The organism is Yoonia sp. (assembly GCF_036007805.1).
Taxonomy (GTDB): Bacteria; Pseudomonadota; Alphaproteobacteria; order Rhodobacterales; family Rhodobacteraceae; genus Yoonia.
Map to the genome: position 1 here is coordinate 1 of NZ_DASYOK010000184.1, position 26,958 is coordinate 26,958.

Annotated in this window: 30 protein-coding genes; 17 read left to right on the forward strand and 13 right to left on the reverse strand. The window is 58.1% G+C overall.

Going from position 1 to position 26,958, the window contains the following annotated elements:
• From VGP75_RS10655 to VGP75_RS10675, 5 genes are all read left to right on the forward strand, one after another.
• A partial coding sequence (locus tag VGP75_RS10655; RefSeq protein ID WP_327543644.1) for a formate dehydrogenase accessory sulfurtransferase FdhD occupies positions 1–388 on the forward strand: 388 nt, incomplete at its 5' end.
• A 70-nt stretch (positions 389–458) separates the two neighbouring features.
• Positions 459–1,046, forward strand: a complete 588-nt coding sequence (gene mobA / locus VGP75_RS10660; RefSeq protein ID WP_327543645.1) for a molybdenum cofactor guanylyltransferase MobA — start codon at positions 459–461, stop codon at positions 1,044–1,046.
• Entirely contained in the window at positions 1,043–1,534 is a 492-nt protein-coding gene (gene mobB, locus VGP75_RS10665; protein ID WP_327543646.1) for a molybdopterin-guanine dinucleotide biosynthesis protein B, read from the forward strand. The genes mobA and mobB overlap by 4 nt, the downstream gene beginning before the upstream one ends.
• A gap of 17 nt (positions 1,535–1,551) precedes the next feature.
• Positions 1,552–3,621 (forward strand): molybdopterin-binding protein, encoded by a 2,070-nt coding sequence (locus VGP75_RS10670; RefSeq protein WP_327543673.1) that lies wholly within the window; start codon positions 1,552–1,554, stop codon positions 3,619–3,621.
• Positions 3,618–4,196 (forward strand): GNAT family N-acetyltransferase, encoded by a 579-nt coding sequence (locus tag VGP75_RS10675; RefSeq protein WP_327543647.1) that lies wholly within the window; start codon positions 3,618–3,620, stop codon positions 4,194–4,196. The genes VGP75_RS10670 and VGP75_RS10675 overlap by 4 nt, the downstream gene beginning before the upstream one ends.
• On the opposite strand, the gene mbfA is transcribed toward VGP75_RS10675, so the two are convergent.
• Positions 4,193–5,170, reverse strand: a complete 978-nt coding sequence (gene mbfA / locus VGP75_RS10680; protein WP_327543648.1) for an iron exporter MbfA — start codon at positions 5,168–5,170, stop codon at positions 4,193–4,195. The genes VGP75_RS10675 and mbfA overlap by 4 nt on opposite strands.
• A gap of 151 nt (positions 5,171–5,321) precedes the next feature.
• Here mbfA and VGP75_RS10685 point away from each other — a divergent pair, with 151 nt between their 5' ends.
• Entirely contained in the window at positions 5,322–5,510 is a 189-nt protein-coding gene (locus VGP75_RS10685; RefSeq protein ID WP_327543649.1) for a hypothetical protein, read from the forward strand.
• Between the two features lie 106 nt (positions 5,511–5,616).
• Positions 5,617–6,234 carry a TetR/AcrR family transcriptional regulator gene (locus VGP75_RS10690; RefSeq protein WP_327543650.1) on the forward strand — a complete coding sequence of 206 codons (618 nt, stop codon included), beginning with the start codon at positions 5,617–5,619 and terminating at the stop codon, positions 6,232–6,234.
• Here the strand turns inward: VGP75_RS10690 and VGP75_RS10695 are convergent.
• Positions 6,231–6,965 carry an NYN domain-containing protein gene (locus VGP75_RS10695; RefSeq protein WP_327543651.1) on the reverse strand — a complete coding sequence of 245 codons (735 nt, stop codon included), beginning with the start codon at positions 6,963–6,965 and terminating at the stop codon, positions 6,231–6,233. The two genes, VGP75_RS10690 and VGP75_RS10695, sit on opposite strands and share 4 nt — an antisense overlap.
• Positions 6,966–7,109: 144 nt before the next feature.
• Positions 7,110–8,222, reverse strand: a complete 1,113-nt coding sequence (locus VGP75_RS10700) for an S-(hydroxymethyl)glutathione dehydrogenase/class III alcohol dehydrogenase (protein ID WP_327543652.1) — start codon at positions 8,220–8,222, stop codon at positions 7,110–7,112.
• A gap of 110 nt (positions 8,223–8,332) precedes the next feature.
• On the opposite strand from VGP75_RS10700, the gene VGP75_RS10705 reads away from it, so the two are divergent.
• Both VGP75_RS10705 and VGP75_RS10710 read left to right on the forward strand, forming a co-directional pair.
• Complete coding sequence (locus VGP75_RS10705) at positions 8,333–8,596, forward strand: I78 family peptidase inhibitor (protein WP_327543653.1); 264 nt, start codon at positions 8,333–8,335, stop codon at positions 8,594–8,596.
• 214 nt (positions 8,597–8,810) lie between these two features.
• Positions 8,811–9,146: a DUF2794 domain-containing protein gene (locus VGP75_RS10710; RefSeq protein ID WP_327543654.1), complete on the forward strand. Its 336-nt coding sequence runs from the start codon at positions 8,811–8,813 to the stop codon at positions 9,144–9,146.
• On the opposite strand, the gene VGP75_RS10715 is transcribed toward VGP75_RS10710, so the two are convergent.
• From VGP75_RS10715 to VGP75_RS10725, 3 genes are all read right to left on the reverse strand, one after another.
• Positions 9,143–9,958 carry a C40 family peptidase gene (locus VGP75_RS10715; RefSeq protein ID WP_327543655.1) on the reverse strand — a complete coding sequence of 272 codons (816 nt, stop codon included), beginning with the start codon at positions 9,956–9,958 and terminating at the stop codon, positions 9,143–9,145. The genes VGP75_RS10710 and VGP75_RS10715 overlap by 4 nt on opposite strands.
• On the reverse strand, positions 9,955–11,334 hold the full coding sequence (locus tag VGP75_RS10720) for a leucyl aminopeptidase family protein (protein WP_327543656.1): 1,380 nt from the start codon (positions 11,332–11,334) through the stop codon (positions 9,955–9,957). The genes VGP75_RS10715 and VGP75_RS10720 overlap by 4 nt, the downstream gene beginning before the upstream one ends.
• A gap of 76 nt (positions 11,335–11,410) precedes the next feature.
• Positions 11,411–11,827, reverse strand: coding sequence for a hypothetical protein (locus VGP75_RS10725; protein WP_327543657.1), 417 nt, complete (start codon positions 11,825–11,827; stop codon positions 11,411–11,413).
• Between the two features lie 112 nt (positions 11,828–11,939).
• On the opposite strand from VGP75_RS10725, the gene VGP75_RS10730 reads away from it, so the two are divergent.
• From VGP75_RS10730 to VGP75_RS10740, 3 genes are all read left to right on the forward strand, one after another.
• The gene (locus tag VGP75_RS10730) at positions 11,940–12,587 is read left to right on the forward strand and encodes a carbonic anhydrase (RefSeq protein ID WP_327543658.1); all 648 of its coding nucleotides are present in this window, start codon (positions 11,940–11,942) and stop codon (positions 12,585–12,587) included.
• A 64-nt stretch (positions 12,588–12,651) separates the two neighbouring features.
• Complete coding sequence (locus VGP75_RS10735; protein ID WP_327543659.1) at positions 12,652–13,629, forward strand: sodium-dependent bicarbonate transport family permease; 978 nt, start codon at positions 12,652–12,654, stop codon at positions 13,627–13,629.
• 1 nt (position 13,630) lies between these two features.
• On the forward strand, positions 13,631–13,939 hold the full coding sequence (locus VGP75_RS10740; RefSeq protein WP_327543660.1) for a P-II family nitrogen regulator: 309 nt from the start codon (positions 13,631–13,633) through the stop codon (positions 13,937–13,939).
• A gap of 1,069 nt (positions 13,940–15,008) precedes the next feature.
• Here the strand turns inward: VGP75_RS10740 and VGP75_RS10745 are convergent.
• Entirely contained in the window at positions 15,009–16,031 is a 1,023-nt protein-coding gene (locus VGP75_RS10745; RefSeq protein WP_327543661.1) for a LacI family DNA-binding transcriptional regulator, read from the reverse strand.
• A 113-nt stretch (positions 16,032–16,144) separates the two neighbouring features.
• Here VGP75_RS10745 and VGP75_RS10750 point away from each other — a divergent pair, with 113 nt between their 5' ends.
• The 5 genes from VGP75_RS10750 (at position 16,145) to VGP75_RS10770 (ending at position 21,579) form a co-directional block, all read left to right on the forward strand.
• Positions 16,145–17,212 (forward strand): carbohydrate ABC transporter permease, encoded by a 1,068-nt coding sequence (locus VGP75_RS10750; protein WP_327543662.1) that lies wholly within the window; start codon positions 16,145–16,147, stop codon positions 17,210–17,212.
• Positions 17,209–18,042, forward strand: a complete 834-nt coding sequence (locus tag VGP75_RS10755) for a carbohydrate ABC transporter permease (RefSeq protein WP_327543663.1) — start codon at positions 17,209–17,211, stop codon at positions 18,040–18,042. Before VGP75_RS10750 ends, VGP75_RS10755 begins: the two co-directional genes overlap by 4 nt.
• A gap of 24 nt (positions 18,043–18,066) precedes the next feature.
• Positions 18,067–19,341 carry an extracellular solute-binding protein gene (locus VGP75_RS10760; RefSeq protein ID WP_327543664.1) on the forward strand — a complete coding sequence of 425 codons (1,275 nt, stop codon included), beginning with the start codon at positions 18,067–18,069 and terminating at the stop codon, positions 19,339–19,341.
• Positions 19,342–19,415: 74 nt separating this feature from the next.
• Positions 19,416–20,516: a glycoside hydrolase 5 family protein gene (locus VGP75_RS10765; RefSeq protein ID WP_327543665.1), complete on the forward strand. Its 1,101-nt coding sequence runs from the start codon at positions 19,416–19,418 to the stop codon at positions 20,514–20,516.
• 1 nt (position 20,517) lies between these two features.
• The gene (locus VGP75_RS10770) at positions 20,518–21,579 is read left to right on the forward strand and encodes an ABC transporter ATP-binding protein (protein ID WP_327543666.1); all 1,062 of its coding nucleotides are present in this window, start codon (positions 20,518–20,520) and stop codon (positions 21,577–21,579) included.
• A gap of 197 nt (positions 21,580–21,776) precedes the next feature.
• Here VGP75_RS10770 and zapE read toward each other — a convergent pair whose 3' ends face one another.
• The 6 genes from zapE to VGP75_RS10800 form a co-directional block, all read right to left on the reverse strand.
• Entirely contained in the window at positions 21,777–22,829 is a 1,053-nt protein-coding gene (gene zapE, locus VGP75_RS10775; protein WP_327543667.1) for a cell division protein ZapE, read from the reverse strand.
• Between the two features lie 89 nt (positions 22,830–22,918).
• Complete coding sequence (locus VGP75_RS10780; RefSeq protein ID WP_327543668.1) at positions 22,919–23,554, reverse strand: DUF2306 domain-containing protein; 636 nt, start codon at positions 23,552–23,554, stop codon at positions 22,919–22,921.
• 103 nt (positions 23,555–23,657) lie between these two features.
• On the reverse strand, positions 23,658–24,587 hold the full coding sequence (locus tag VGP75_RS10785; RefSeq protein WP_327543669.1) for an alpha/beta fold hydrolase: 930 nt from the start codon (positions 24,585–24,587) through the stop codon (positions 23,658–23,660).
• A gap of 34 nt (positions 24,588–24,621) precedes the next feature.
• Positions 24,622–25,536 (reverse strand): ornithine cyclodeaminase family protein, encoded by a 915-nt coding sequence (locus VGP75_RS10790; RefSeq protein WP_327543670.1) that lies wholly within the window; start codon positions 25,534–25,536, stop codon positions 24,622–24,624.
• Complete coding sequence (locus tag VGP75_RS10795) at positions 25,533–26,156, reverse strand: HAD family hydrolase (RefSeq protein WP_327543671.1); 624 nt, start codon at positions 26,154–26,156, stop codon at positions 25,533–25,535. Before VGP75_RS10795 ends, VGP75_RS10790 begins: the two co-directional genes overlap by 4 nt.
• Before the next feature lie 31 nt (positions 26,157–26,187).
• A partial coding sequence (locus VGP75_RS10800; protein WP_327543672.1) for a DMT family transporter occupies positions 26,188–26,958 on the reverse strand: 771 nt, incomplete at its 5' end.

The following is a 26,958-nucleotide window of genomic DNA, read 5'->3' on the forward strand; positions in this document are numbered from 1 at the left end:
CGCAATCCATGGCACGATCTTGTGTCAGGGCAACCGCCCGCTGGTCTACATGGAGGATGTGGGCCGCCACAACGCCGTCGATAAAATCGCAGGCTGGATGCTCTCCGAAGGGGTCAGCGCTGCTGACAAAATTCTCTACACCACGGGCCGTCTGACATCCGAGATGGTGATCAAAACCGCGATGATGGGTATTCCTGTCCTCGCCTCCCGCTCCGGCTTCACCGCATGGGGGGTTGAGATCGCCAACCAGATCGGCCTCACCCTGATTGGCCGGATGAAGGGCCAACGTTTTGTCTGCCTCTCGGGCGAAGAGCGCCTGATCCGCGACGCTGATCCCGCTCTCATCGCCGACGAACCCCGCAAAATGGGACGCAAGGCAAGCACATGAGCATTGCATCATCTTGCCAAATACACTCCCGCCGGAGGCTCCAACAGACAACCCACACGCAGGTTTGCCGATGAAGCACCCCCTCGGCGTCATTCTCGCAGGCGGTCAGGCCACACGCATGGGTGGCGGCGACAAAGGGCTGCTGCCTTTGGGCAAAGGGACAATCCTGTCGCATGTGATCGACCGACTGGAACCGCAGGTCGCAGGCCTCGCCCTGAACGCCAATGGCGATCCCGCACGCTTTGACCACCTGCGCCTGCCGGTGATCACTGACAGCATCGACGGTTTCGCGGGCCCCCTCTCGGGTGTGCTCGCGGGGCTGGACTGGGCCGCCGCACAAGGGGCCAGCCACATCGTGACTGCTGCCGCCGACACGCCCTTCTTTCCTTGCGATCTGGTGCCGCGACTGTTGCAAGCCGCCGAGGATGCAGGCACGCAAATTGCCCTGTCTCGCACGCCGGATGGCCGGCACCCCACCTTCGGGCTCTGGCCCACCGCCCTGCGCGATGACCTGCGCGCGGCCCTCAATGACGGGTTGCGCAAGGTCGTCCTGTGGACAGATCAACACGGTTGCGCCACCGCCGAATTCCCCGACGACGCAGCCTTTTTTAACGTCAATACCCCTCAGGACCTCGTAAAAGCGGAACATATGCTATGAAAATCTACGGCGTCACGGGCTACAAGAACGCAGGCAAAACCGGCCTTATGGAACGGCTGGTGACCGAAATCACAAGCCGCGGCTTCACCGTCTCAACCCTGAAACATGCGCACCACAGCTTTGACGTCGACCACCCCGGCAAAGACAGCTATCGCCACCGCCACGCAGGGGCCCATCAAGTACTGCTGTCGTCCGCGACGCGCTGGGCACTTATGACGGAATTGCGCGACAATGACGAAGTCCCGCTTGCTGATCTTTTGGCAAAACTCGATCCTGTCGATCTGATTTTGGTCGAAGGATACAAACGCGACGTCCACCCCAAGATCGAGGCCTACCGCGCCGAAAACAATCACCCCGTTCTTGCTCAGGAAGACCCCACCGTCCGTGCCGTCGCGAGCGATTGCGCGCTTGACGTGACACAACCGCGCTTTGATCTGAACGATACATCAGCCATCGCCGATTTCATCCTCTCCGAGGTCGGCCTGTGATCTTCGACACCTTTCTCATGGCCGACTGGTCGGGCGGCAATGACCGCGGGGCAACCCCCAAGAAAGACGCAATCTGGGTCTGTGCGGCGCGCGACGGCATGGCCGATGACCCCCTTTACATGCGCAACCGCCACGTTGCCGAAAAATGGATCACCGATTTTCTGAAAGCTGAAACAAAGGCTGGCCGCCGTGTTCTTGCAGGGTTCGACTTTGCCTTCGGCTACCCTTCAGGTTTCGGCAAAACCCTGATCGGCACTGACGATCCCTTCGCGATCTGGGACTGGTTCGCCGCGCGCGTGCAGGACGCCCCCACATCCAACAACCGCTTTGATCTTGCCGGGGACATCAACGCACACTTCCCCGGCACAGGCCCCTTCTGGGGCAACGGGCTGCAACGCGATGTCCCCCATCTTCCGCGCAAAGGATCAACACGCGACGGCCACGGTATGCCCGAGAAACGCAAAGCCGAAGAGCAGGCCAAAGGCGCGTTCCCCGTCTGGCAGCTTTCGGGTGCGGGGGCGGTCGGCAGTCAGGTGATCATGGGATTGCCCATGCTCGCCCGCCTGCGCAAAACCTTTGGCGATACACTCACCACTTGGCCGTTCGAACCTCTCTCAACATCCATTGCGCTGGTCGAAATCTGGCCCTCACTGATTGCCAAAAACATCGCCGCAACCCAGCCCGAGGGCCAGATCAAGGACGCGCACCAAGTGCAGGTCATGGCAGAAACGCTCTCGGGGATGCCCGCCGAAAACCTTGCCCGCTTGCTTGATGTCCCCGCCAACACAGAAGGCTGGATTCTCGGTCTGGGCCACGAAGCGCTGCTGACACAAGAGCCCCTTCCACCCCCGCTGAAGAACGACTGCTTTGCGATGCCGCAAGGCGCGCATTGGACACCTGTCGAAACGGCACTCGACCATTTGCGCCATGAGCTGTCCTGCGCCACAGGCACGCGGAACATCCCCCTCAAAGACGCCGCCAACTGCATTCTGGCGGCGGACGTCATCGCCGCGCGCGCCCATCCGCCCGCCCCCAACGCCGCCGTTGACGGCTATGGTTTCGCAGGCCCCGCACCCCAAGGCATCAACCACCTTCCTTTGGTGCAAGGCCGTGCCGCAGCAGGCACACCATTTGCCGGAAACGTCCCCGCAGGCCACGCGATCCGTATTCTGACAGGGGCGAACCTGCCGCAAGGCGTCGACACCGTAGTGCTGCAAGAAGACGTCAGCGCGACCGCCTCAGAAGTCAGCTTTCACGGCCCCATCAAACAGGGCGCGAACGCGCGCAAAGCAGGTGAGGATATGCAGGCGGGGCAAACCGTTCTGCATGCTGGACGCAAACTTACCCCAGCCGACCTTGGCACGATGGCCGCCGCTGGTGTGGACAAACTCCGCGTCTATCAAAGACTGAGGGTCGGTATCCTCTCGACAGGCGACGAGTTGCGCGATCCAGGTGAGGCCGCGACCGATGGGCAGATCTTTGATGCAAACCGCCCCATGCTCTCTGCTTTGGTCGCGCAATGGGGCTACGATGTGATCGACCTTGGCCGCGCCCCCGACAACCGCGACCGCCTGCGCAACATTCTGGATGACGCGGCACGCCGCTGCGATGTGATCGTGTCATCCGGCGGCGCATCTGCGGGGGATGAAGACCATATGTCTGCCCTTCTCAAAGACACAGGGTCCTTCGCGCTTTGGCGGATCGCTATGAAACCCGGACGCCCGCTTGCGATGGGGCAATGGCAGGGCAAGCCCGTTTTCGGCCTGCCCGGTAATCCGGTTGCGGCGATGGTCTGCGCGCTGGTGTTTGTCGCGCCCGCCCTGCGGGTACTGGCAGGTGGCACATGGCAAACGCCCGCGCGCTATATGGTGCCCGCCGGTTTCACCAAATCCAAAAAAGAAGGCCGTCGCGAATACCTGCGCGCCCGCATCGAAAACGGTGCCGCAGTGGTTTTCCCGTCCGAAGGATCAGGCCGCATATCCGGGCTAAGCTGGGCAACAGGGCTTGTGGAACTCGCCGATCCGGCGCAAAAGGTCGCACCCGGTGATCCGGTCGCCTTTCTTCCATTCCATAGTTTTGATGCATGAAAATTACTGTCGGCATACCCGAAAAAGACCGCGAGGAAGCGGCTGCCCTCTACTGGGATGCCTTTGGTGAAAAGCTTGGCTTTACGATGGGCCCCAAATATCAGGCCTTGATGTTCGTGCGCGCGGTTCTGCGGCCAGATCATGGCATTTGCGCCCATGACGACGATGGGCAACTGTTGGGAATTGCAGGGTTCAAGACCGCGCAAGGGGCTTTGGTTGGTGGCGATTTCAGCGACCTGCGCAAGGTCTATGGCTGGGTCAGTGCCGCCATTCGCTGTTCGCTCCTGTCCCTGCTGGAACGCGACACCGAGAACGAACGTTTCTTGATGGACGGGCTTTTTGTCGCCCCCGAAGCGCGTGGTAGGGGCGTGGGCACCGCGCTGCTTGATGCAATCGTGGATGAGGCAAGGCGGCGCGGCTTTGATCAGGTCAGACTTGATGTAGTCGACACGAACCCGCGCGCCAAAGCGCTTTACCGGCACGTGGGGTTCAAAGAGGTCAAGACCGTCAGGATCGGCCTTTTGAAACACATCTTCGGCTTCAGCGCCGCGACAACCATGGTGCGGGACGTCTAGCCTGCACCAATCAAAGCACCGGCCCCAAAGACCAGCGAACCACCCAGAACCACCTGGAAAATGGCCTTGAGCCAAGGTGTCTGCATATAGCGGTTCTGGATCCAGGCAATCGCCCAAAGCTCGACAAAAACAACAATCAACGCAATGATCGTAGCGGTCCAGAAATCTGCAATGAGATAGGGTAAAGCATGGCCCAGACCACCGATGGTGGTCATCACACCTGCCGCCAGACCGCGCTTATAGGGCGATCCGCGGCCCGAGATCTGGCCGTCATCCGAAGCGGCTTCCGTAAAGCCCATCGAGATGCCGGCACCCACCGATGCCGCCAGACCGACAAGGAAGGTGGTCCATGTGTCTTGGGTCGCGAAAGCCACTGCAAAGATCGGCGCAAGGGTCGAAACAGAACCGTCCATCAAGCCGGCAAGCCCCGGCTGCACCCATGTCAGCACAAACTGCCTGTGCGCCGCAGTTTCTTCCTCTGATTTGGTGTCGCCTGCAAGGTGGGCCTCGGCCAGCTCTTGGGCCTTGTCCGAATGGCCCGCCTCGGCAGCCGCGAGATCACCCAAGAGTTTGCGCGTCGCCGCATCGCTCGTCGCAGCGGCAGCCGCCAGATAAAACCGCTCCGCATCACGCTCCATCTGGGCGGCTTCATCGCGGATGCGTTCAAGTCCGAGGTTTTCGACCAGCCAGACCGGACGACGGGCATAGAACCCAGAAACATGTTCGCGGCGGATCAGCGGGATCACTTCGCCAAAACGGGTGCGGTGCAAATCAATCAGCCGTTGGCGATGGCCGTCCTCTTCTTTGGCCATCCCGTCAAAGATCGCCGCTGATGCAGGATATTCACCGCGCAGCCGTTCAGCATAGCCGCGATAGATACGGGCATCATCTTCTTCTGATGAAATCGCCAGCGCCAGAACCTCTTGCTCTGATAGCTCGCTAAAGCGGCGGCGGTAACCGAATGCCTGCAACATGAGGGTCATCCTTTCTTAGAATAGTTCTAAGTTATGATCTGTACCAGAAATCTCAAGCAAAAAAATAAACTAAATCGTTCAGCTTTCATCTTGCAATCTGAACTGATCGGTTTAGATAGATGTCACGAACAGAAACAAGCAGGACCCAGCCATGTCTCGTCTCTTCTTTATCCTGATCGCCGCCGGCATCGCCGTCGCTGCGGGCGCAGTGTCTGCCCAGTCGACGCAGACGGATACATCCACGCAGACCCAAACGTCTCAACCCTCACCTGAGACGACCAAAGGCTGTGCCGATCTCGGCACGCTTTCCAGCGAAACTTGCACCCTGCTGGGCAAGTAACGCTGTCGCAGCGATGGGGTTAAATTCTCCTGGCGCCCCGTCGCTGCTATGTCCTTGCCGCAAGTGAACTGATCGTTCTATGATGCAGACCTGTAAGGAGCCCAAGATGCCCGACGGCACGCCACAACCCAAAAAAGGACGGAAGTTTGATCAGGTGCTTGAAGGCGCCCGACAAGTCTTTTTGTCTGACGGTTTCGAAGGGGCCTCGGTTGATGACATCGCCAAGGCGGCGGGTGTGTCTAAGGCAACGCTCTATAGCTATTTTCCCGACAAGCGCTTTTTGTTCATGCAAGTGGCCAAGACCGAATGCGCGCGCCAGGCCGAACATGCGATCGAAACGATCAATATGGATGCGCCCGTCCGGCAAGTGCTGAATGCGATTGCTGTCGAGATGGTGGATTTCATCACATCGCAATTCGGCAAACGCATCTTTCGCATTTGCGTGGGCGAAAGCGACCGCTTCCCGGAGTTGGGGCGTGAATTCTACGAAAGCGGCCCACTTTTGATCCGTGGCCGGTTGGTAGATTTCTTCCACAAAGCTGTGGAAAAAAACGAACTGGCGATCACCGATTTCGAACTCGCCGCAGAACAATTCCACGAACTCTGCAAAGCCGACCTGTTTCCGCGCATGGTGTTCAACATGGATGATGAATTCACGTCAGCCGAGAAACAGCGCGTGATCGACGGTGCAGTCGATATGTTTATGGCGCGCTACGGGGTTTAATCCAGCCGCCGCACCTCAACATTGCGCCCTTGGGCTTTTTTGATCTCGAACCGCCCTGTCTTTTCCAACAGATCGCTCAGTTTCGGGCTACCATAGGTGCGCGGATCAAAGTCTGGACTGGCGCGGGTAATATACTGGCCAAGCTGGCCCAGCGAAAACCACTCGCCTTCGGGGTCAATACTATTCATCGCCTTGATCACCAAAGGGATCGCTTCGGATGGCGGGTGACGGTCATTTGTTGTCTGCTGCTCTGGTTTCCCAGCCCTCTGCGGCTTCTCGGCTTCCTTGTCGGCGCTGACAATATTTTCGATCAGGATAAAGCGATTGCAGACATTGCGCAGACTTACCGGCGCTTTGCTTTCCCCGATGCCAATCACCTCGACCCCGTTTTCGCGCATGCGGTTGGCAAGGGCGGTGAAATCACTGTCCGAAGACACCAGCACAAAGCCGTCAAAGCGGCCTGTGTGCAGGATATCCATCGCATCAATCACCAGTCCGATATCGCTGGCGTTCTTACCTTTGGTATTGGCGGTTTCCTGATTGGCGACCATGCCCAACTCCATGACCACCTTTTTCCAATTGCCCAGCGCGGGACTGGACCAGTCACCATACACACGCCGCAGCGCAGGTTCACCGTAGGTCGTGATCTCGCGCATGATATCGGCGGCATATTTCGCAGGGATATTATCGGCATCAATCAAGACGGCCAGCAGCATACGGTCTTTGGACACGGGGGTTTTCCTCGGCTATGGGTAATTTGAAATCGCTACGGCAACAACGCAACGCTACCGCGTTCGGTTCAGAGATGGAACCAAGTTCCCTCAAGTGCAAAAGGCCCGATCAACGACCGGGCCTTTGTGATCATGGAGTTTGTTCTAAAACTCAACGACAGCCCGAATAGATTTGCCCTCATGCATCAGATCAAAGCCCTTGTTGATATCATCAAGGCTCAGCTTGTGGGTAATCATCGGGTCGATCTCGATCTTGCCCTGCATGTACCAATCCACGATCTTGGGCACATCGGTCCGGCCACGCGCACCGCCAAAGGCGGTCCCGCGCCAACTGCGGCCTGTGACCAGCTGGAACGGCCGCGTCGATATTTCTGCTCCTGCTGGAGCGACACCGATGATGATGCTTTCGCCCCAACCCTTATGCGCCGCTTCCAGTGCTGTGCGCATCACACCGACATTACCAGTTGCGTCAAAGGTATAGTCCGCACCACCGCCTGTCAGCGCCACCAGATGCGCCACCAGATCACCGTCAACTTCGCTGGGATTCACAAAATCAGTCATGCCGAAACGTGTGGCCATCTCGACCTTGCCGGGGTTCAGATCAACGCCGACAATCTGATCCGCACCCGCCAGACGCAGGCCCTGGATCACGTTCAGGCCGATCCCACCCAGACCAAAGACAATCGCGGTAGAGCCAATCTCGACCTTGGCCGTGTTGATCACCGCACCAATGCCTGTCGTGACGCCGCAGCCGATATAGCAAATCTTGTCGAACGGTGCGTCTTCACGCACCTTCGCCAAGGCGATCTCGGGCAGCACGGTGTGGTTCGCAAAGGTTGAACAGCCCATATAATGCAGGATCGGCGTGCCATCGAGCATGGAAAAGCGCGAGGTGCCATCCGGCATCACACCTGCACCCTGCGTGCTGCGGATCTTCTGGCACAGGTTGGTTTTCGGGTTCAGACAATACTCGCACTCGCGGCATTCGGGCGTGTAAAGCGGGATCACGTGGTCACCGGGCTTTAGCGTGGTCACACCGGGGCCGACCTCAAGCACAACGCCCGCACCTTCATGCCCAAGGATCGCTGGAAACGCGCCCTCCGGATCAGCGCCCGAGCGTGTGAATTCATCAGTATGGCATAGACCGGTCGCCTTGATCTCGACCAGCACCTCACCGGCCTTGGGGCCGTCAAGGTTCACTTCCATCACTTCCAGCGGTTTGCCCGCTTCTAGTGCCACGGCTGCACGGGTGCGCATATCGGGTATCTCCTTATTGATTGCCTAGACGATCAGTCAAACAGGACAAAAGTTCAACCACTCTGTGCGCGACGTCTTGTATTTGAGGCCAAACACCGGAGAATGGCGGAATGAAACGTTATATTGCATTGATCCTTCTTGCCGGTTGCACCGCAACCCAAGCCCCGCTGCCCCCGCAGAGCGAGGACACCTGTGGTGCTTCGGAATTCGCGGGGCTGATCGGGCAACAGGCAACGGCCCTTGAACGGACGTTATTGCTTGGCCCTGTCCGCGTGATCAGGCCCGGCGATGCTGTAACGATGGATTTCCGGACCGATCGGATCAACTTCTGGATCGGCGAAGATGAAAAAATCCAGAGAATTTACTGCGGCTAAAGCTTTTGGGGAAACGAAGTTCCCCGATGTCACGAACTGGGTGGGGGCTATTGGCCGCGACATCGGGGTAGCATTTCGCTATACCCGAATGTTCGCAACCAGTTGTGTTCCCAGTTGGCAGGCGTTGTGACGTTGCGTCGTTCATTTCATGGCAGAACAAAGGCAATGAAAGATCGGCCCTTGATTTTGTTGGGGTTTGGCGCAACTCTGGGATATGACCTTTCAGCTTCCCTCTCAGTTTCACGCACCCGAACAAGTCGCGTTCCACCGGACAGAACTGAATGTGATTCTCGGCCTTTACGGACGGATGGTCGCCGCAGGCGAGTGGCGCGACTATGGCATGTCGCATCTCCGCGATGTTGCCGTATTCTCGGTATTCCGCCGCACTGCAGAACACCCGCTCTACCGCATCGAAAAGCGACCCAAACTGCGGCTGCGACAAGGGCAATATGCCGTCATTGGAATGGACGGACAAATCCTCAAGCGCGGCAATGATCTGCGTCAGGTCCTGCGTGTACTGGAACGCAAACTGATCCGCGCGGTCGACTAGAGCCGTTTGCGCGCCACAACAGGCCCGTCACCCTGCGCCTCGATCCGCAAAATCGCCCGCTCAACCGGTTCATAAGCAGTCGCCATATGGTGGGCGTTCGCGTGGATCAGCGTGGTGTCATCCACCATCATCCCCACATGCCCTCTCCAGAACAACAGATCACCGCGCTGGTATGCGCCCTCAAAAGGTGCGCCCAGATCGGCCTGCTGCATGTCGCTGTCGGCGGGACAGGGGATCGCACAGGCCTCCAAAGCTGCCGCGACCAACCCCGAACAATCAATGCCACGGGTGGAATTCCCGCCCCAGAGATAAGGCACACCGAAATGCAACTGCGCGACGGTCGCCGGATCGCTAAAGGGCCGGTCCAATGCGCGCAGGTGGCTTTTAGGAACAAACCCGACATTCGTTTCAAAGAACTTGCGCCGTTCATCCAGCACCGTCACCCGCGCCCCGAATGGCAGACCATGCAGATCGGGGGATTTGAAGTCCTCTTCCGCATAGGCATGGGTCGCGGCGGCTGCGACAAAATGCGAAGGCGGCGTCACTGTGGCCAACCGGTCTGACGACACATAGCCCACGTAACCGTCGCCCCCCTGGACAAAGGACCAACCGTCCAGATCCTCAAACACGGTGACCGCTGCCCCCAGCAGCAGTTGCCGGTCACGCGGCCCATCAGGTGCGGCGCAAAGGTCCGCTACAGGCACCGCGACCATCGCGGGCCACCCTTCAAGATAGCGTTCCGCTTCAACCTGCCCTGCCAGATGCATCGCGGCGACACGGCCATTCGCGGGGGTCAGGCGCCTGTCAGTCACAGCTTGAGCATTGCTGGCAAGGCCTCAAGCACTGCGCGCGCACCCATGCCGACACCGCCACGCGGACGGGACGGCGCCGCACTCGGCTGCCAGCCGTAAATGTCAAAATGCAGATAGGGGCTTTCCACAAAACGGCGCAGGAACAAGGCTGCCGTGATGGACCCGGCAAAACCACCCTTGGGCGCGTTATCCAAATCCGCCACCCCAGGTTCGATCATGGTCTCATAGGGTTCGTAGAATGGCATCCGCCAGACCGGATCAGCGACCTTGCGCGCCGCCTTCGCAAGCGCATCGGCATGGTCATCATTGTCGGTGTAGAACGGCGAGATATCAGCCCCCACCGCCACACGCGCAGCACCCGTCAGCGTTGCCATCGAAATCACAAGCGCCGGATCATCCTCATCCGACAGTGTCAAAGCATCAGCCAGCACCAAACGCCCTTCGGCATCGGTATTGTTGATCTCGACCGTCAACCCCTTGCGCGACATCAGAATATCCTGCGGCCGGAAAGCACTGCCACCAATGCTGTTCTCCACCGCAGGGATCAATACACGCAGGCGCAAAGGCAGGTCCAGCGCCATGATCATATGGGCCAACCCCAGCACCGTGGCTGCACCGCCCATGTCCTTTTTCATCAAGCCCATCGAACTGCCGGGTTTGATGTTCAGGCCACCGGTGTCAAAACACACGCCCTTGCCCACAAGTGTCAGTTGCGGGCCAGTGTCACCCCAACGCATGTCTATCAAACGCGGCGCGCGCGATGACGCACGCCCGACCGTATGGATCATCGGGAAATTGCTGGTGATCAGGTCATCGCCCGTAATCACATTGATGCTCGCCTCATGTTCTGACGCCAGGGCGCGCGCGGCGTCTTCCAGCTCATCCGGCCCCATATCTGATGGCGGCGTGTTGATCAGTTCGCGCGTCAGCGCCTCGCCATTTGCAATGATTGCGATCCGGCCAGCATCCACCTCATCAGGTGCAACCAGGAGCGCGGCAGGTTTGGACGGTTTCGTGTAGCGGTCGTAGCTATAACCGGCCAAAAGCCACGCAAGTGCGGCTTCCTCCAGTTCATCGCCGCGGAGCCCGCTTGCGATCTCATATGTTCCTGCAGGCAGCTTTTGCGCCGCCGCCCCCATATGAAACCTGTCGCGTGCACGCCGCGCCGCTGTGCCATAGCCCACCAGAACCCGCGCAATACCGCCCGTGGCATCCGGCAGACACAGCACCTGACCCAACGATCCGTTAAATTCCTGCGCCTTGGCCCAAGCCCGAGCTTCTGGAGACAGGGCCCCTAACGCGGTATCAACATCATCACTTTCGATGACATCAACAGAGATTGCGGCATCGCTTGGGTCTGCAAAGGCAAGTGGCATGACGGTTCCTTCTGAAAATTGTCACGCCCAACCCTAACTTCCCGCCCGGAGGCTGCAAGCACCGATCACAACGGCACTAGAAATCCCGGAAATTCCACACCTCGCTCACGGCCATATCAAAGCCCCGCTCAAGCCGCGCCATAGTGGCATCCAGCGCGATCCAGTCTTTTTGCCCGATACAGGCGCAGACATGACCCGCTGCCACGGAAACCTCTGTCAGGCCGATATGATCGGCCACGACACCAATACGGACCGCAGGGCGCTGCATCTTGGCAAATGCGTCGGCAGCACGGGCGCGCTGCAACATATCCAGCCGCGTTGCGATATCTTCCAACATCCGGCAAACAATCGCCTCGGCGTCATTGTCGTCGGTTTCGGCAAACAGCCGGACAAGTGGCGAAGGATCAAAGAACATCCGATGCTGGCAATTGAGAACAACCACATCAGGAGATGGGCCAGAAACCGGTGCGGGGAAGGGTGTTATATTTTCCATGACCGTGGTTTTACGTAGACAAGGTTCCCAGAAGGTTGAGACAAGAGTGAAAAATCACTCGAAATTCGTGAAAATGCCACGTATCCCTGCGGAAGTAACGAAAGACACGCCCATGGAACATGCCCGCGCCCTTCCGGCCTATCTGGTCAACCGCTATCACGGATGGAAGGCGACAATTTATACAGAAAACCGCGGCTGGTACCGGCGTTTGGCCGAAGACGGACAGCATCCGCGCTCAATGGTGATTTCCTGCTGCGACAGCCGTGTGCACGTCACCTCGATCTTTGGCGCGGATCAGGGCGAGTTCTTTATTCACCGCAACATCGCCAATCTGGTGCCGCCTTTTAACCCTGACGGACACCATCACGGCACCTCGGCGGCGGTGGAATATGCAATTTCGGGCCTGAAAGTGGCACATCTCATCGTGCTGGGTCACTCGGGCTGTGGCGGGGTTGAAGGCTGCTATAACATGTGTTCCGGCAAAGCCCCCGATCTGGAAGAAGCAAGCAGCTTTGTGGGCCGCTGGATGGAAATCCTCCGCCCCGGATATGAAGCTCTCGAGCCTGGCGAAGATGCGGCGCGCAAGACCGCGCTCGAAAAGGCATCTGTCGTGATCTCTTTGAAAAACCTGATGACATTCCCCTTCGTGAAATCGGCGGTCGAAAGCGAACTGCTGTCGATCCACGGCCTGTGGAATGATATCGGCGAGGGCGGGCTTGAAGCCTATGACCCTAAAAAAGATATGTTTTACCCCATTTAAAACCACACATTCCCTGGGGCATCGGGTGCCCCTGAAACCACGCATATTCAAGGACTGAGACGAAATGCAGGAAATCCTATCACTGGCAGGTGCCAACCTCATTTCACCGATCATCCTCAGCTTTGCCTTGGGCCTTGCGGCGGCTTTGGCGCGCTCCGACCTGACCATCCCCGAGGCGGTGGCCAAGGGCATGTCGATCTATCTCTTGTTCGCCATCGGCTTCAAAGGTGGCGTCGCGGTCAGCACGCATGGCATTGACCAAACGCTGGTCCTGTCGCTGGTCGCGGGCCTGATCCTGTCTTTCGGATTGCCACTGATTGCTTTTGCGCTGCTGCGCGTCATGACTGGCCTGTCCAACATCGACGCCGCTGCCGTGGCTGCGCACTATGGCTCGATCAGCATCGTGACCTTTGTGGCCGCAACATCCGTTCTGCAGGGCCGCCTGATCGACAGCGAAGGTTATATGGTCGCTGTCGCCGCCGTCATGGAAGCCCCCGCGATCCTGTCCGCCCTCTGGCTTGTCGCCCGCAGCGGTGGCGGTGGCAAAATGGAGCCGGGTTTGATGCGCGAACTGCTGCTGAACGGGTCAATTGTCCTGCTGGTCGGCGCGTTCTTTATAGGCGCAATCACCGGCGAACAGGGCCTTGCAGAGATCAGCCCCTTCATCGTGGCCCCCTTCAAAGGCGTGCTCTGTCTTTTCCTGCTCGACATGGGTTTGATCGCGGGGCGTGGCCTGCGGCAATCGCGCGGGGTGGTCGGGATGGGGGCTGTCGGCTTTGCGATCCTGATGCCGCTTGTCGGCGCGATGATCGGGCTGGGTGCGGGTCTGCTCGTCGGCCTCTCGCTCGGCGGCGTGGTTCTGATGATGACCCTCAGCGCCTCGGCCAGTTACATCGCCGTACCCGCCGCGATGCGCGTGGCCCTGCCCGAGGCCAACCCTTCGGTCTATCTGACCCTGTCGCTCGGGGTCACCTTTCCCTTTAACCTCACGCTTGGCATTCCGCTTTATTTGGCCGTAGCGCAAATCATCGTCGGAGGCTGACATGCAAACCCATACAGCAAAACGGGTCGAAATCGTGATCGAGGCGCCTTTGGAGAGCCGCCTGATAAGGGCCCTGACCGAAACAGGCGTGACAGGGTTCACAATCCTGCCAGTGCACGGCGGCTCTGGACGGTCTGGGGTTTGGACCCGCGAAGGTCAGGTGGGCCGCGCAGGCATGGTGTCGGTCGTCTGCCTGATCAAGCCAGAACGGCTCGACGGGTTGCTTGATGCGGCGTTCAGCGTGTTGGAAAAACATATCGGCGTGGTCAGCATCACTGACGCACAGGTGTTGAGGGCCGAGAGGTTTTAGGGGGGCAAACGCTATATGCTCCCAGCTAAATTGTGCCTGAGAGAGAGAACTTTGTACGCGGTATGCTTCAAAGTCTGGAATGCGCAGTAAGCTCCATTTCACTGCAGGTGCGCCAATGTCTGGTTTGTCGAACCGTTCAAAAAAGACCGTTCCCAAACCCGACTGGAACTAACTGTGAAGGCACAAGCGCAGGCCTAAGGTCTCAGGCCTGTAACCGAGATCTGAGTGTCTGCGGCTGTGGTGCCCGCGGCCAAGAGGCCAGAGTGCAAAGTGACGCTCGCGATTGAAATATCCGAAGAAATGTTTTCAGGGAACGTTGCGGTTTCCCAGACTCGTAGCCTATTCCCGAAACGGCGCCCCGTCCTATCTTCGTAGGTTTGGCCAGCGAAAATACTTTGGGACCATTCTGAAAATGCATCAACGTCATCCGAAGTCGTCGCAAGCATGCATTTGGAGTTAGGATTTAGATCATTGTCAGCCGGCCCAAAAACAAAACCACTGCTTTGATCTGGTGAAACGAAGAAGTTGCCTTCGTTATTCCTAAACCCCAGAACCAGAATATTTCCAAACAAACCGCCATCACCAAATCTAGGAAGCCTCGCGCGCGTCCAGCCTAATTCTTCCAAGACCTCCGCAGATTGGGTCGGTGCGTGTAGATTACTCACGCAAACATTCTGGAACGTCTCAAAAAGGTTGGTTTGCGTGCGTTCCGCTAGTCTCGGGGAGGTAGCAACATCGGCACAAGAAGGTGCCACAAGCAAGAAAACAAGAGCAGAAAAAATTCGCATTCAATGACGTTCCCCGAGGCAGTCAACCTTGAATTGTGCACAGTGACGTTTTCTAAGCGCATTTTCTGGCAAGTCGCAATAGCAGACATTCGCTGCGACACAGAAATCTGTCATTTTGAGCACTCAGCTCCCGTTTGCTGCGCAACACACCACTGTCTGCTAAACGCGGACAAAGCGGTTATTCGCTTCACCAGAGTTAAGGGCTGCTTTTGGCTCTTTTTAGCCAGCTTTGCTTTGTCGGTGCCGTGAGTATACGCCAATGTCGCCATTGTCCTTTAGCCTCATGATACGTGTGACCCACGCAGCACCAAGGGGCACTCCATTCTTTCTGTCACGACCGAAGAGCCGTCCGTTGATAACAATTGCTCTACACACCATTGTCCCATCTCACGATGCGGCAATAGCACCGTTGAAAGTGCTGGCGAAAGATGTTGCGCGATTTCCTGATCGTCATAGCCCATCACGGCGACAGTCTTGCCAACCTGGACACCCAGTTCCTTGAGGGCCTCATAGCATCCCACTGCCGTCAGATCGTTCGCACAGAAAATGGCATCAGGCGGGACCGATGCCTGCATCAGTTTCAGCGTTGCGTCACGCCCCCCACTTGGCAGAAAATTGCCTTCCATGATCAAGGACGGATCAACCGGAATACGTGCCGCGCGCAACGCCCGTTCATAGCCTTCCATCCTTTGATCCGATGCCTCCATCCACGGCTCGCCCGAGATAAAGGCGATGCGGCGGTGCCCTGCGGCAAGCAAGGCTTCTGTGGCGACTTCTCCGCCTCTGCGCTCGGCGGGAACCACAGACGAATACTGTTTGTCACGATCATAGCAATTCAAGAGAACGGCACGGTGTCTTGCCAACCCTTGCGGCGGGACCAGTTCGCGCGTCAGGATTGATCCGTAGACAACACCGATTGCATTGTCACCGGACCATTTCTTCAGCACCTCGGTCTCATAGTTTTTGTCGCCGCCAGTCATGACGACTTCGACGATCAGATCATTTTTCCACGCCTCTTCCTGAACACCCTCGATAGATATCGCGGCAAAGGGGCTGGTTGCGATCTCATCAATCATCAGCCCGATAACACCGGTCCGGTTCGACTTGGGCGGGCGCCCTGCACCGCGGGGGCGGTAGCCAAGTTCCTCGACCGCCTGCATGACGCGCTTGCGCGTCTCGCGGCTGATGCGCATGTCTTCCAAACCGTTCAACACAAAAGAAACCGTCGACTGGGAAACGCCGGCATGCAGGGCAACATCCTTCATTGTTACCCGCGTCTGGGTCTCTTTTTCGGTCAATTTCATTCCAGATCTAATTTCCCTTGTCGAATGCTAATAAATATTGCTAATAATATTAGCACAAGAGGAATCGGCATAGCTCTGAGGAGGGAGAGATGCGGGCCAGAACTTCACGAAGAATGACCCAAACGCAGGCAGCCTATGCCTTGCTGCTCCCTTTTTTGGCGGTCTACGCCCTTTTCCTGATCTATCCATTCTTCCACGGCATCTGGATAAGCCTGCATGACTGGAACCTGCTAGCTGTTGCCTTCAACCCCGACGCCAAGGAATTTGTCGGCCTGCGCAACTACGAACGCGTGATGTGGGGCCGCAATATCGAATGGTCGCTGTTTGCAGTGCCATTCTGGCAGGTCCTCGGCCTCATCGGACTGGTGCTCTCTGTCGTATTGCGCCTCGGGGACAAGCTAAGCCGCTTCAATGCGATTGCCCTTGGTATTCTGTCAGTCCTTTTGATAGTCATACCCGGTTTCCATCCGGGCGAGGGCGGTCGCTGGTTTGACCGCAGGTTTTGGCCCACCGTTGGCAATACACTCGTCTTTGTCGGTTTGGCGGTGCCCGGAGTGACGATCTCCGCGCTTCTGCTTGCGGCCGCCGTCAATCGTGAGACCCGTGCGATGTCAGCGCTGCGTACGCTGTTTTTCCTGAGCCAGGTGCTGTCTGTGACGGTTGTGACGTTGATCTGGCAGATCATGTTTTCGCCCCGTCAGGGCCTGATCGCAAACATCACGCAGGCCGTGGGTGGTACGCCGATCAACTGGCTGACCGACCAGCAATTTGCCATGGCCGCGATTGTGATCGCCACAATCTGGTGGAGCCTCGGGATCGCGATGATCCTCTTTCTCGCCGGTTTGCAGGATATTTCGAAAGACCTTTATGAAGCGGCGGCGCTTGATAACGCCACGGGCGCGCGGGCGTTCTGGTACATCACCCTGCCAAACCTCAAGCGCACCATCACGGTCGTCGTGATTTTGCAGATCATCCTGCACTTTCAGGTTTTCGGGCAATCGCATCTGATGACCCAAGGTGGCCCGAATGACAGCACGCAGGTCCTTGTCCGCTACATCTACCAGACGGGGTTCCGCGATAGCGAACTTGGCCGTGCAAGTGCGATGGCAGTCTTTCTTTTTGTCATCATGGGCTGCTTTTCCATCATCCAGTTTGTTGTCGGACGGGAGAAAGCGGAATGAGCCGTTCATATTACTGGCTGGTCACAGCGCTCGCCGTTCCCGCTTTCATCTGGCTTGTCCCGACAATCTGGATGGTCTCGCTCTCTTTCCAGCCCAACGATGTTCTGGCGCGGACGACGTCCTCCACTGCCTTCGGGCTGATCCCTTTGCCGTTCACATGGGACAACTACGCAGCCCTTTTCAGCTTTGGGCAAACACCCGGCTGGTTTTTGAATTCCTTGATCGTGGCCGTCGGCATGACGCTGGGTGTGCTCGCGGTGTCAACGACAGCCGGATACGCGCTTGCGCGGCTAGAGTTCCCGTTCAAAAAGACGATCACCGTGATTTGCCTGATTGGGCTGATGGTGCCGGAACAGGCTGTTTTCATTCCGCTCTACACGATGTTCGCCGATTTCGGCTGGCACAACAGCTATCACGCGCTGATCCTGCCGCGCATGGCCGTGCCGATCGGCGTCTTCTTGATGATGCAGTTCTTTCGCGCGATCCCGAAAGACATCGAAGAGGCCGCACGGCTTGATGGTGTCACATGGCTCAGGATTTTCTGGTACGTCATGCTGCCACTGGCGCGGCCTGCCATGATGACTTTGGCGATCCTGACGTTTCTTTATGCGTGGAACGATTATCTCTGGCCGCTCGTCAGCGCCCAGCAGCGGGAATACTTCACCATCACTTTGGGCCTCGCGTCCATTCAATCCAACTTCGCGCAATCGGAAGGGCTGGGCCGTGTCATGGCCTCGGGCGTTATCGCGTCCCTGCCGGTTGTCATCCTGTTCCTGATTTTCCAGCGGTACGTGGTGCAAGCCATGACCGTGGGCGGATCAAAGGGCTAACCGCACATTCTAGGGAGGAATACCATGAAACATGTGCTACTCATCGCGGCCGCAACCGCACTCATCGCCACCGAAAGCGTGGCGCAGGAGATCACACTCGGCCGCTTTTTCGGCGCCTGCGAGGATGCAGGAACCGACACCACGACAAGCGCGGGCGAGGCTTGCATCATCCAGTCGATCATCAATGCAGCCGATGCGGAACTGGACGGGATCAGCATCAACACGCTGCCAACCGACTGGGGCAACTATTATGACCAGATCAAAGCGGCCTATGCCGGTGGCACGCCGCCCGATGTGCACGTCATGCACCGGCACCGCATCCCAGAATTTGCCGGTCTCGGCGCACTCGCCGAGATTTCCGGTGAACTGGAAGCGGCAGGCATTGACGCATCCGACTGGTCCCCTGCCGCACTTGACGCGGTGAGCTACAATGGCGGGATCTACGGTGTTCCAATGGATTTTCACGCCAACCTCTGGCATGTGAACATGGACATCATGGAAGCAGCCGGATTGGTCGAGAACGGCGCGCCGGTGTTGCCAACATCTCCGGCTGAAATGATGGAACATGCGGCAATGGTCAAAGAGGCCACCGGTCAGGATTATCTGGCCGCCGATTTTGCACAGTTCCCGATTGGTGTGCGTCTGGTGCTTGCCCTGATGTGGCAGCAAAACGCGAACATCTTTACAGATGACGGCACCGCCACGATCAACACCGAAGCCGGCAAAAACGCCGTTGAAGCAATCACGCAGCTCTTCGATGCGGGCTTCGCAAATCCGCAGCTCAACTATGCGGACAGCCAACAGGCTTTCCTGAACGGCGAGGCTGCGGTTCTCGTGAACGGCACATGGGTCGTGGATTTCTACAGCGCAGAGGCTGCGAAAGAAGAGGTGGCACTTGATAACTACTATGTTGCCGACTTCCCAACCCTCTTTGAAACAGGCGCGACCTGGGCCGACAGCCACATGTGGGCGATCCCTGCATCGCTGGAAGGGGCCGAGCGCGAAGCGGCGTTGAAAGTGCTGGCTTTCATCAATGACCACAACATCGACTGGGCGCGTACCGGCCACATGTCTGTGCGTCAGTCTGTGGTGGACAGCGAAGCCTATCAATCCTTGCCACACCGCGATGAATACACAGGCACCGCCGCCATCGCGAGGGACACACCGCCATCCGCGCGTTATGGCGCAATCCAGGATGTGCTGAACCGCGAATTGCAGGCCATCTGGCTGACAGACAAACCGGTGGAAGCGGCGCTGCAGGATGCAGAGTTCGAAGTGCAAGATCTGCTTGATCGCTAAGCACTGCCTCCCTGTCGCTCCGGTCCTTTTGATCGGGGCGGCATTTTCAACACTCTCGCTTTACGGACACGCCCATGGACCGCTGGACAACCAAAGACGCCAATGCATGGTGGGACGCCCAACCATGGGTATGTGGATTTAACTTCCTGCCATCCACTGCCGTGAATTTTCTCGAAATGTGGCACGCAGACAGCTTTGATCTGGCGACAATCACACGGGAATTGCAGTGGGCGGCCGACATCGGTTTCAACGCGATCCGCGTGAACCTCCACCCGCTTTTTTGGGAACACGACCGCGCCGGTTTTCTGGAACGCATCGACAGCCTGCTGGCGGTTGCGGACCAGTGCCGGATCAAGACCGCGCTTTGTCTGTTTGATGACTGCGGTTTTGGTGGGGTCGAACCTGTCTATGGTCCACAGCCCGACCCGATCGCAGGCGTGCATAACAGCCGCGCGATTGCCAGTCCGGGGCGCGATGTGGTCATGAATGCCGAACGGCATGACACCCTGCGGGCCTATGTTATCGGCGTTGTGCGCGCTTTCCGGAATGACCGGCGTATCCTGTTCTGGGACATCTACAATGAACCCGGCAACAGGATGCAATTCAGCAAAGACGGCTTTTCGCGCTACCCCCGTGACCTCGAAAGCCATTCGCTCGCCTTGATGGAAAGTGCCTTTGCATGGGCGCGTTCGCAATATCCCATGCAGCCTTTGACGGTTGCGGCCTGGACAACACCATTGCCGGGGGAAGCGGCACACCCCTATCAGACAGAAATTGACCGCAGCGCATTGCTGCACTCTGACATCATTACATTCCACGCCTATTGGCGCACCGATCAGGTGGAACGCTTTATTGACTACCTCTCTGTTCTGGATCGCCCGATGCTTTGCACCGAATGGATGGCGCGCGCGGTAGACAGCACGATACCCGACCAACTGCCAATGTACCGCGACCGCAAGGTTGGTTGCTTCCAGTGGGGATTGGTGCAGGGCCGGACGCAAACGCATCTGGCCTGGCCGCAGGACCTTGTCCGCGCGCATGGCGGGCAGGAGACGGGTGATCTGTGGTTCCATGATCTGCTTTACCCCGACGGCGCGCCCTACGATCAGGCCGAAGTTGCGACGATCCGCGCCCTGACAAAGGGCCACCAAAACCAGTCCATAAAAGGAGCCTGATATGTCCGGTGTCACAATGAACAGCGTCATCAAGAAATATGGTGACGTACAGGTTATCCACGGCATCGACCTTGAAATTGACGACGGAGAGTTCTGTGTTTTCGTCGGCCCCTCCGGATGCGGGAAATCAACGTTGCTGCGCATGGTCGCCGGGTTGGAGGAAACGACCGAAGGTCAGATGCATATCGGCAAGCGTGATGTGACACGGCTTGACCCCTCGGATCGTGGTGTCGCCATGGTGTTCCAGACTTACGCGCTCTACCCGCACATGACCGTCAAGGAAAACATGGGCTTTGGGTTGCGCATGAACAAATACCCCAAAGACGTGATTGAGGCCAAGGTGGCCGAAGCCTCACGCATCTTGAAATTGGATGACTATCTTGATCGCAAACCCGCCGCTCTGTCAGGCGGCCAACGGCAGCGCGTTTCTATCGGACGCGCCATCGTGCGCGGGCCGGATGTGTTTTTGTTCGATGAACCCCTATCCAATCTTGATGCCGAATTGCGTGTCGAGATGCGGGTGGAAATCACGCGCCTGCACAAGGAAATCGGCGCGACCATGATCTACGTCACCCACGATCAGGTCGAGGCAATGACACTGGCCGACAAGATCGTCGTGCTGCGTCTGGGGCGGATTGAGCAGGTCGGCGCACCGATGGACCTCTACCGTGACCCCGATAACAAGTTTGTGGCGGGTTTCATTGGCAGCCCTGCAATGAATTTCTTGAGCGGGAAAGTGACGGACGAAGGTGTCGAAATAGCTGGGCTAAAGCAAGTCCTGACAACCGATCTTGCGGCTGGTCATGTGGGCGAGCATGTCACTGTCGGTTTGCGACCTGAGCATCTGGCGATCGATCCAAACGGTGATGCCTTGACTGTCGACCTCGTAGAGAGCCTTGGCGGCGTATCTTTTGCTTATCTGGTCGCCGATACTGGCGAACGGATCGTCGTCGAAGAGCGTGGCGACGAACGCGTAAAGGAAGGGCAGCGCATCGGTCTGAGTTTCGAACCGCAACGCCTGTATCTTTTTGACAACGATAGTGAGCAGCGCATCAGAGACTAACCCAGGCTCTGCCGGCATCAGGCCAAAGCAGACCTATGCTGCGTGGCGGCAATTTGGCGATTTAGGCTGATTCTATTGAATAACAACGTGTTGCGAGCGCAGAATTTAGGGTTTTGAACAGCGGTCGCGTGCCTTTCGCTGCAATTCGTACAAATGTCCGGTTTTTCACATCAGGTCGGTCTATAGTCCAAAACCATCTACCCCGCCCAATCCGCCGACTGCATCTCGCGCAAACGGCTGGCGGTACGCTCGAACTCGAATGTGCCAGTGCCTTCAACATAGAGCATCTCAGGCACCGCGGCGGCAGAGCAAACCAGTCGCACCTTCGCCTCGTAAAGCGCGTCGATCAGTGTGACGAAACGCTTGGCTTCATTGAAGTTATGGCGCGACAGGATCGGGATGTCCTCGAGGATCAGCACCCGCACCGCATCAGCCAGCGCCAGATAATCCCCCGCGCCCAAGGGCCGGCCGCACAGGTCAAAGAACTTGGCCCGCGCGACCCCGTTGTGAAACTGTGGCAAGGTGACTTCGCGCCCTTTGACATGGAGCACCAGCGCTTCCGACACCCCGTTGCTCAGGTGATCCCAGATCTTGGCGATGGCTTGGTGCGCGGCCGCGTCATTGGGTGTGAAATAGCTCGGGCTGCCCGCCAACCGGTCCTGACGGTAATCCGTCGGGCTGGCCAATTCATGCACAACCATCCGCTCTTTCAGCAAGGCGATGAACGGCGTGAAAAGCTGACGGTTTAATCCGTCCTTGTAGAGATCATCCGGTGGACGGTTCGATGTCGTGACAATGACCACACCGCGCGCAAACAGTGCTTCAAACAGCCGCCCCACAAGCATCGCGTCGGTGATGTCGGAAATCTGCATCTCGTCGAACGCCAGAAAGCGCACCTCATCCGCCAGCTTTGCGGCCACAGGTGCCAGTGCATCATCCACGCCGGTTTTGCGCGCCGCCGTCATCTCGGTGTGGACCCATTGCATGAATGCATGGAAATGGCGGCGCTGTTTTGGGACCGTGACCAGATCATAGAGCAGGTCCATCAGCATCGACTTGCCGCGCCCGACCCCACCCCACATGTAAAGGCCGGGAACAGGCGGTGGCGCTTTGCGAAAGAGACCTCGTTTCACGGGCGCGGCAAGGGCGGCGCGCACGCGCTCCAACTCGGGCAGCACCCCGATCTGGGCATCATCCGCATGGAGCCTGCCTGCAGCAACCGCCGCGTGATATGCCTCTTGTACTGTCATCGCGTTTGGATAGCGCGCAGCCCTGCCGATGAAAAGCGTGTCATATGTGCGAGGTTGCAGAATATCGGTGCAAAGGCGCCGCGACCTGCCTAGCGCCTGCGCCGCAGATAGATCTCGACACCGATAAGATATGGCAAAAAGAACGCAAAATTCTGCACCAGATCAAAGCCGCCTGTGAATTGCGGGTTCGACCAGAGACCGTCAGTCGCCAGATACCAAAGACCGTAGTGAACACGGTAGAACCAGGACCCCAAAGCCAACCAGAAGAACCGCAAGGCCCAGGCGTTGTGATCCACGAAACGCCCTGCCCGCGCATGGCGGATCGTTTGCAGCGCAGTCCCCAGAAGCAACACCCCGTAAAGCGAAAACCCGATATCCATCGGTGTTCCGCCAATTGTGCCGCGCAGCGCAATATAAATCAGCCCGCCCACTGCGGTTGCGACGCCGGCTACGATAATCAACCGCCCCGACCGGCGGTGCAACGCAGGCCACCGCCGCCGGATTGCGGGGATCAGTTGGAAAGGCACCAAGGCGGTGATTGCCGCACCCGCCGCCATGTGGACGAAAACCGAGACATTCGCGACAGCAATGTCGGATTGTAGGTAGTGCGGCTCTGGCAGGGCATCCCTTAAGCCTCTTTGCGCGAAATCAGTCGCGTAGAATGCAAAGGGCAGTGTCAGCAGCACTAAAAGAACCAGCGACGATGTTTGAAGAAAGGGTCTCATGGTCGGTCCAGATAACGCATTTCAAACTCTGAGCCAGTTTTGATTGTGACGCACAAGATAGTCCAGCAATGCGAAACACAAACCGCCTGACGCCTGGACTCTGTCAATCCCGCAGCGTGGCGCGCAGAGCTTCTGCCAGTTCGGCCTTATGCGTGTAAGGCATCGCATGATCTGCCCCCTCCACAACCTCTTGCCGTGCATCCCTGTTCCACAGTCCCAAAAGACCCACAGCGCGGACGGAGATCACCGGATCTTCCCGCGCCCAGATTGCCGCGACAGAGATACCCTGACGATGCAGCTTGCGATGGTCGTCCTCTTGGGTCTCATTGAGCATTCCACGCCGCGATAACAGCTGCGCAGGCAGATAGCCGCGCCGCTTCAATTCCTTGCGTTGCGCGCTCAGGACCTGCTCGATATCGGGTGTTTCGCCCCGTGCAGGGATCGCTTTGCGCATGCGCTCATGACCAAAGGCGGCATGTGCCCAATCGCCCAGCAGTGGGACCCGCCGACAAAACCGCGAAAAACGATCTTCATTCGTCGCAATGCCCGAACTTGCGATCAGGATCACCTGCTTCACGCTATGGGGGTATTCGCTGGCAAATGCTGTCGCAATGGCCCCACCCATGGAAAATCCGGCAATCGTGATCTCTTCGGTAATGCCTTGATCGGCGCAAAGATCGGCCAGTTGCCGCACAAAAAACGCACGATCCTGTTTGCCGGCAGGGGAATCCGACAAACCACGCCCGTAAAGGTCGTACATCAAAACACGATATCCCAAACGGCCCAAGCCCTCGGCCACCCCTTCCATCGCAATCATCGGCGTCGAGATGCCATGAACGACAACGGCAACCGGACCGCGCGCAGACCCTGCCCAAAGGAAATGGGTCACGCCTTGGGACAACGTGACACATTCACCGCGCGCGCTCTGGCGTTCTGCGTCACTGATCGCAGGGCGCCTGCGTTCAACCAAAAACGGTTGCGCGGCAACATAAGCACCTAGCGCGAGCACAAGAACAAAAAGCACCCAAACCACGACCGCTGACCCTTTCCAAGACCTTCAGGGGCTCTTAACCCTCTGCCGACCAGGCTTCCAGTATGTATCGGCTCGTCATCAGATCCAGATGCGCACCGCCGCCGTTCTTAAACAGGGTAATCTCGTCGTCATTATGGCGCTTGAACCGGTCAAGCTGATAATAATCTGCGACCACATCTGCCGCGCGGAATGCGCCAGAGGCGATCGGGATTTTCAACTCACCAATATGCCCGATCGTCGTCTCGCGGCTATCGACAAAGACCCGCGCCTTTTGTAGCGCCGCATCGTCCACCTCGCGCATATCGGGACGATAGGCGCCAATCAGATCAACATGCTGGCCGGGTTGCAGCCACGCCCCCTTGATGACCGGATCGGTCGACATTGTGGCCGACGTAATCACGTCGGCGCCGCGCACCGCCTGCTCCAGATCATCCGCAATCGCTACATCCGGATGCTGCGCCTGAAATGCCTTGGCACCTGCGGGCGAACGGTTCCAGATTGTAAACGCCGCATCGGGGAAGGCCGCGCCATAGGCTTCATAAAGCGAATGTCCCACAGTGCCTGCACCCACGATCAGGATACGCCTACTATCACGTCGTGCCAGCCGCCGCGCCGCCAAAAGGCTGTCGCCTGCGGTTTTCCACTTGGTCACCAGCGCAAAATCAAGGATCGCCTCAAGCGTTCCATCCTGACCGGAGAAGAGGTTTACCGCCCCGCCAATCGCAGGTTTGCCAGTGGCTTTGTTGCCGGGAAAGATCGTCGCGCATTTGACGGCCAGCCCGAGGCCCGCAATCCACGCAGAACGGTTCAACAGCGTGTTGTTGCCTTCATACAGAAACACATCCGCGACCTCCGCCTTCGGCCCATCGTGACCCGCAGCCAACGCATCGGTCAGCGCCAGCCAATCCAGTTTCTTCTGACCTTCCGCGAAAGGGATCATCACGGTCATTGCGCCGCCTCCTCACTTAAAACATCCTCGGCGACCAAACGGTCAGCCCAACCCCGAGGGTGTTCGAATAGATGCGTCTGCCATCCGCGTGACGCAGCGGCGTTGATATTGTCGATCCGGTCGTCGGTGAACAGCAGGCCATCGGGCGGCACACCACAATCCGCCTCGACCTGCGCATAAATCTCCGCATCAGGTTTGATCACGCCCATATGGCCCGAGATATAGCGGCGGTCGAATTCACCGAGAAAGGGATAGACAGGTTCCGCAATCTCGAAGGTCTGGATGCCGAAATTGGTCAGCGCAAAAACAGGTACATCCGCCGCCCGCAAGGCCCGCAACAAGCGGACCGAGTGATCAATCGCAGGGGCTGCCATATCAATCCAGCGATCGTGCCACATCATCACTTCATCATGCCATTCGGGATTGGCTTTGGCCGCCGCCGTAATTGTGGCATGAAAATTGCCGCCACGGTCCACCTCATCATTGATGCCGTGCAGATCAATCGCGGCAAACATTGCGCGGCGGCGTTCTTCGCCGATCATACTGTCGAAAAACCGCTCGGGCTGCCATTCGATCAGCACGTTTCCAATATCAAAAACAACCGCTTGAACACCTGCCATAAAGCGACTCCTTTTTGCAATGCACGCCAGCCTAACGCCGCAATGGGCGCTGTAAAGCAACCGGTTTGGCCCGCGCCTCCCGCCAGACCATAAAAAGCCCCGCGCCAAGGATCAAAGCCATCCCCACAAAATCCCAGACGTCTGGAAATTCATCAAAAACCACGATCCCCCAGACCACAGCCATCGGCAGCGCAAGATATTCGAACGGGGCCACATAAGACGCCTCGGCAACGCGGTAGGCCTGAGAGATCAGATACCCGGCAACCGCAGTGCCCACACCGATCACCAGAAAAATCGGAAGGTCCGCGACGGCAGGCCAGCTCCATGCGCGGAACAAAAAAGCCAACGAGAGGTCGCTTTGGTCGCCAAAACGCCCGTCACCTGCGATCAGGCCAAAGGATACCCCGACAAAGAGAAAGACGACCTGAATATAGAACGCCATCGTCGCAGCACTCTCGGTACCCCCGATCCGGCGGGTCAGGATGTGCAGCCCCGCATAGCACACCGCCGCCGCCAGCGGCAAAAGCGATGCAACCTGAAACGCAGCAGTCCCGGGGCGCATCATCACCAGCACGCCGATCAATCCCACAGCAATGGCAGCCCAGCGCCTTGGGCCGACCAGTTCGCCCAGAAAGACCACCGAGAACAAGGTGATGACCAGAGGGCTGACAAAGAAGATCGCCACCGCATCCGCCAGTGGCATCGCCGCCAGCCCTAGGAAGAACGTCATATTGGCAAAGACCACGCAAAGGCCGCGCAGGATGTGCATTTTCAACCGCTTGGTGCGCGCAATCGCCCAGCC

Bases quoted from the DNA above. Each gene is read 5' to 3' on its own strand.
- VGP75_RS10725 (WP_327543657.1), bottom strand. From the start codon at position 11,827: ATGGAAAATATAACACCCTTCCCCGCACCGGTTTCTGGCCCATCTCCT.
- VGP75_RS10675 (WP_327543647.1), top strand. From the start codon at position 3,618: ATGAAAATTACTGTCGGCATACCCGAAAAAGACCGCGAGGAAGCGGCT.
- VGP75_RS10755 (WP_327543663.1), top strand. From the start codon at position 17,209: ATGAGCCGTTCATATTACTGGCTGGTCACAGCGCTCGCCGTTCCCGCT.
- VGP75_RS10710 (WP_327543654.1), top strand. From the start codon at position 8,811: ATGACCTTTCAGCTTCCCTCTCAGTTTCACGCACCCGAACAAGTCGCG.
- VGP75_RS10745 (WP_327543661.1), bottom strand. From the start codon at position 16,031: ATGAAATTGACCGAAAAAGAGACCCAGACGCGGGTAACAATGAAGGAT.
- VGP75_RS10795 (WP_327543671.1), bottom strand. From the start codon at position 26,156: ATGGCAGGTGTTCAAGCGGTTGTTTTTGATATTGGAAACGTGCTGATC.
- VGP75_RS10705 (WP_327543653.1), top strand. From the start codon at position 8,333: ATGAAACGTTATATTGCATTGATCCTTCTTGCCGGTTGCACCGCAACC.
- mobA (WP_327543645.1), top strand. From the start codon at position 459: ATGAAGCACCCCCTCGGCGTCATTCTCGCAGGCGGTCAGGCCACACGC.
- VGP75_RS10780 (WP_327543668.1), bottom strand. From the start codon at position 23,554: ATGAGACCCTTTCTTCAAACATCGTCGCTGGTTCTTTTAGTGCTGCTG.
- VGP75_RS10740 (WP_327543660.1), top strand. From the start codon at position 13,631: ATGCAAACCCATACAGCAAAACGGGTCGAAATCGTGATCGAGGCGCCT.
- VGP75_RS10685 (WP_327543649.1), top strand. From the start codon at position 5,322: ATGTCTCGTCTCTTCTTTATCCTGATCGCCGCCGGCATCGCCGTCGCT.
- VGP75_RS10770 (WP_327543666.1), top strand. From the start codon at position 20,518: ATGTCCGGTGTCACAATGAACAGCGTCATCAAGAAATATGGTGACGTA.
- VGP75_RS10720 (WP_327543656.1), bottom strand. From the start codon at position 11,334: ATGCCACTTGCCTTTGCAGACCCAAGCGATGCCGCAATCTCTGTTGAT.
- mobB (WP_327543646.1), top strand. From the start codon at position 1,043: ATGAAAATCTACGGCGTCACGGGCTACAAGAACGCAGGCAAAACCGGC.
- VGP75_RS10750 (WP_327543662.1), top strand. From the start codon at position 16,145: ATGACCCAAACGCAGGCAGCCTATGCCTTGCTGCTCCCTTTTTTGGCG.
- VGP75_RS10765 (WP_327543665.1), top strand. From the start codon at position 19,416: ATGGACCGCTGGACAACCAAAGACGCCAATGCATGGTGGGACGCCCAA.
- VGP75_RS10700 (WP_327543652.1), bottom strand. From the start codon at position 8,222: ATGCGCACCCGTGCAGCCGTGGCACTAGAAGCGGGCAAACCGCTGGAA.
- VGP75_RS10735 (WP_327543659.1), top strand. From the start codon at position 12,652: ATGCAGGAAATCCTATCACTGGCAGGTGCCAACCTCATTTCACCGATC.
- VGP75_RS10760 (WP_327543664.1), top strand. From the start codon at position 18,067: ATGAAACATGTGCTACTCATCGCGGCCGCAACCGCACTCATCGCCACC.
- mbfA (WP_327543648.1), bottom strand. From the start codon at position 5,170: ATGTTGCAGGCATTCGGTTACCGCCGCCGCTTTAGCGAGCTATCAGAG.
- VGP75_RS10690 (WP_327543650.1), top strand. From the start codon at position 5,617: ATGCCCGACGGCACGCCACAACCCAAAAAAGGACGGAAGTTTGATCAG.
- VGP75_RS10730 (WP_327543658.1), top strand. From the start codon at position 11,940: ATGGAACATGCCCGCGCCCTTCCGGCCTATCTGGTCAACCGCTATCAC.
- zapE (WP_327543667.1), bottom strand. From the start codon at position 22,829: ATGACAGTACAAGAGGCATATCACGCGGCGGTTGCTGCAGGCAGGCTC.
- VGP75_RS10670 (WP_327543673.1), top strand. From the start codon at position 1,552: ATGGCCGACTGGTCGGGCGGCAATGACCGCGGGGCAACCCCCAAGAAA.
- VGP75_RS10790 (WP_327543670.1), bottom strand. From the start codon at position 25,536: ATGACCGTGATGATCCCTTTCGCGGAAGGTCAGAAGAAACTGGATTGG.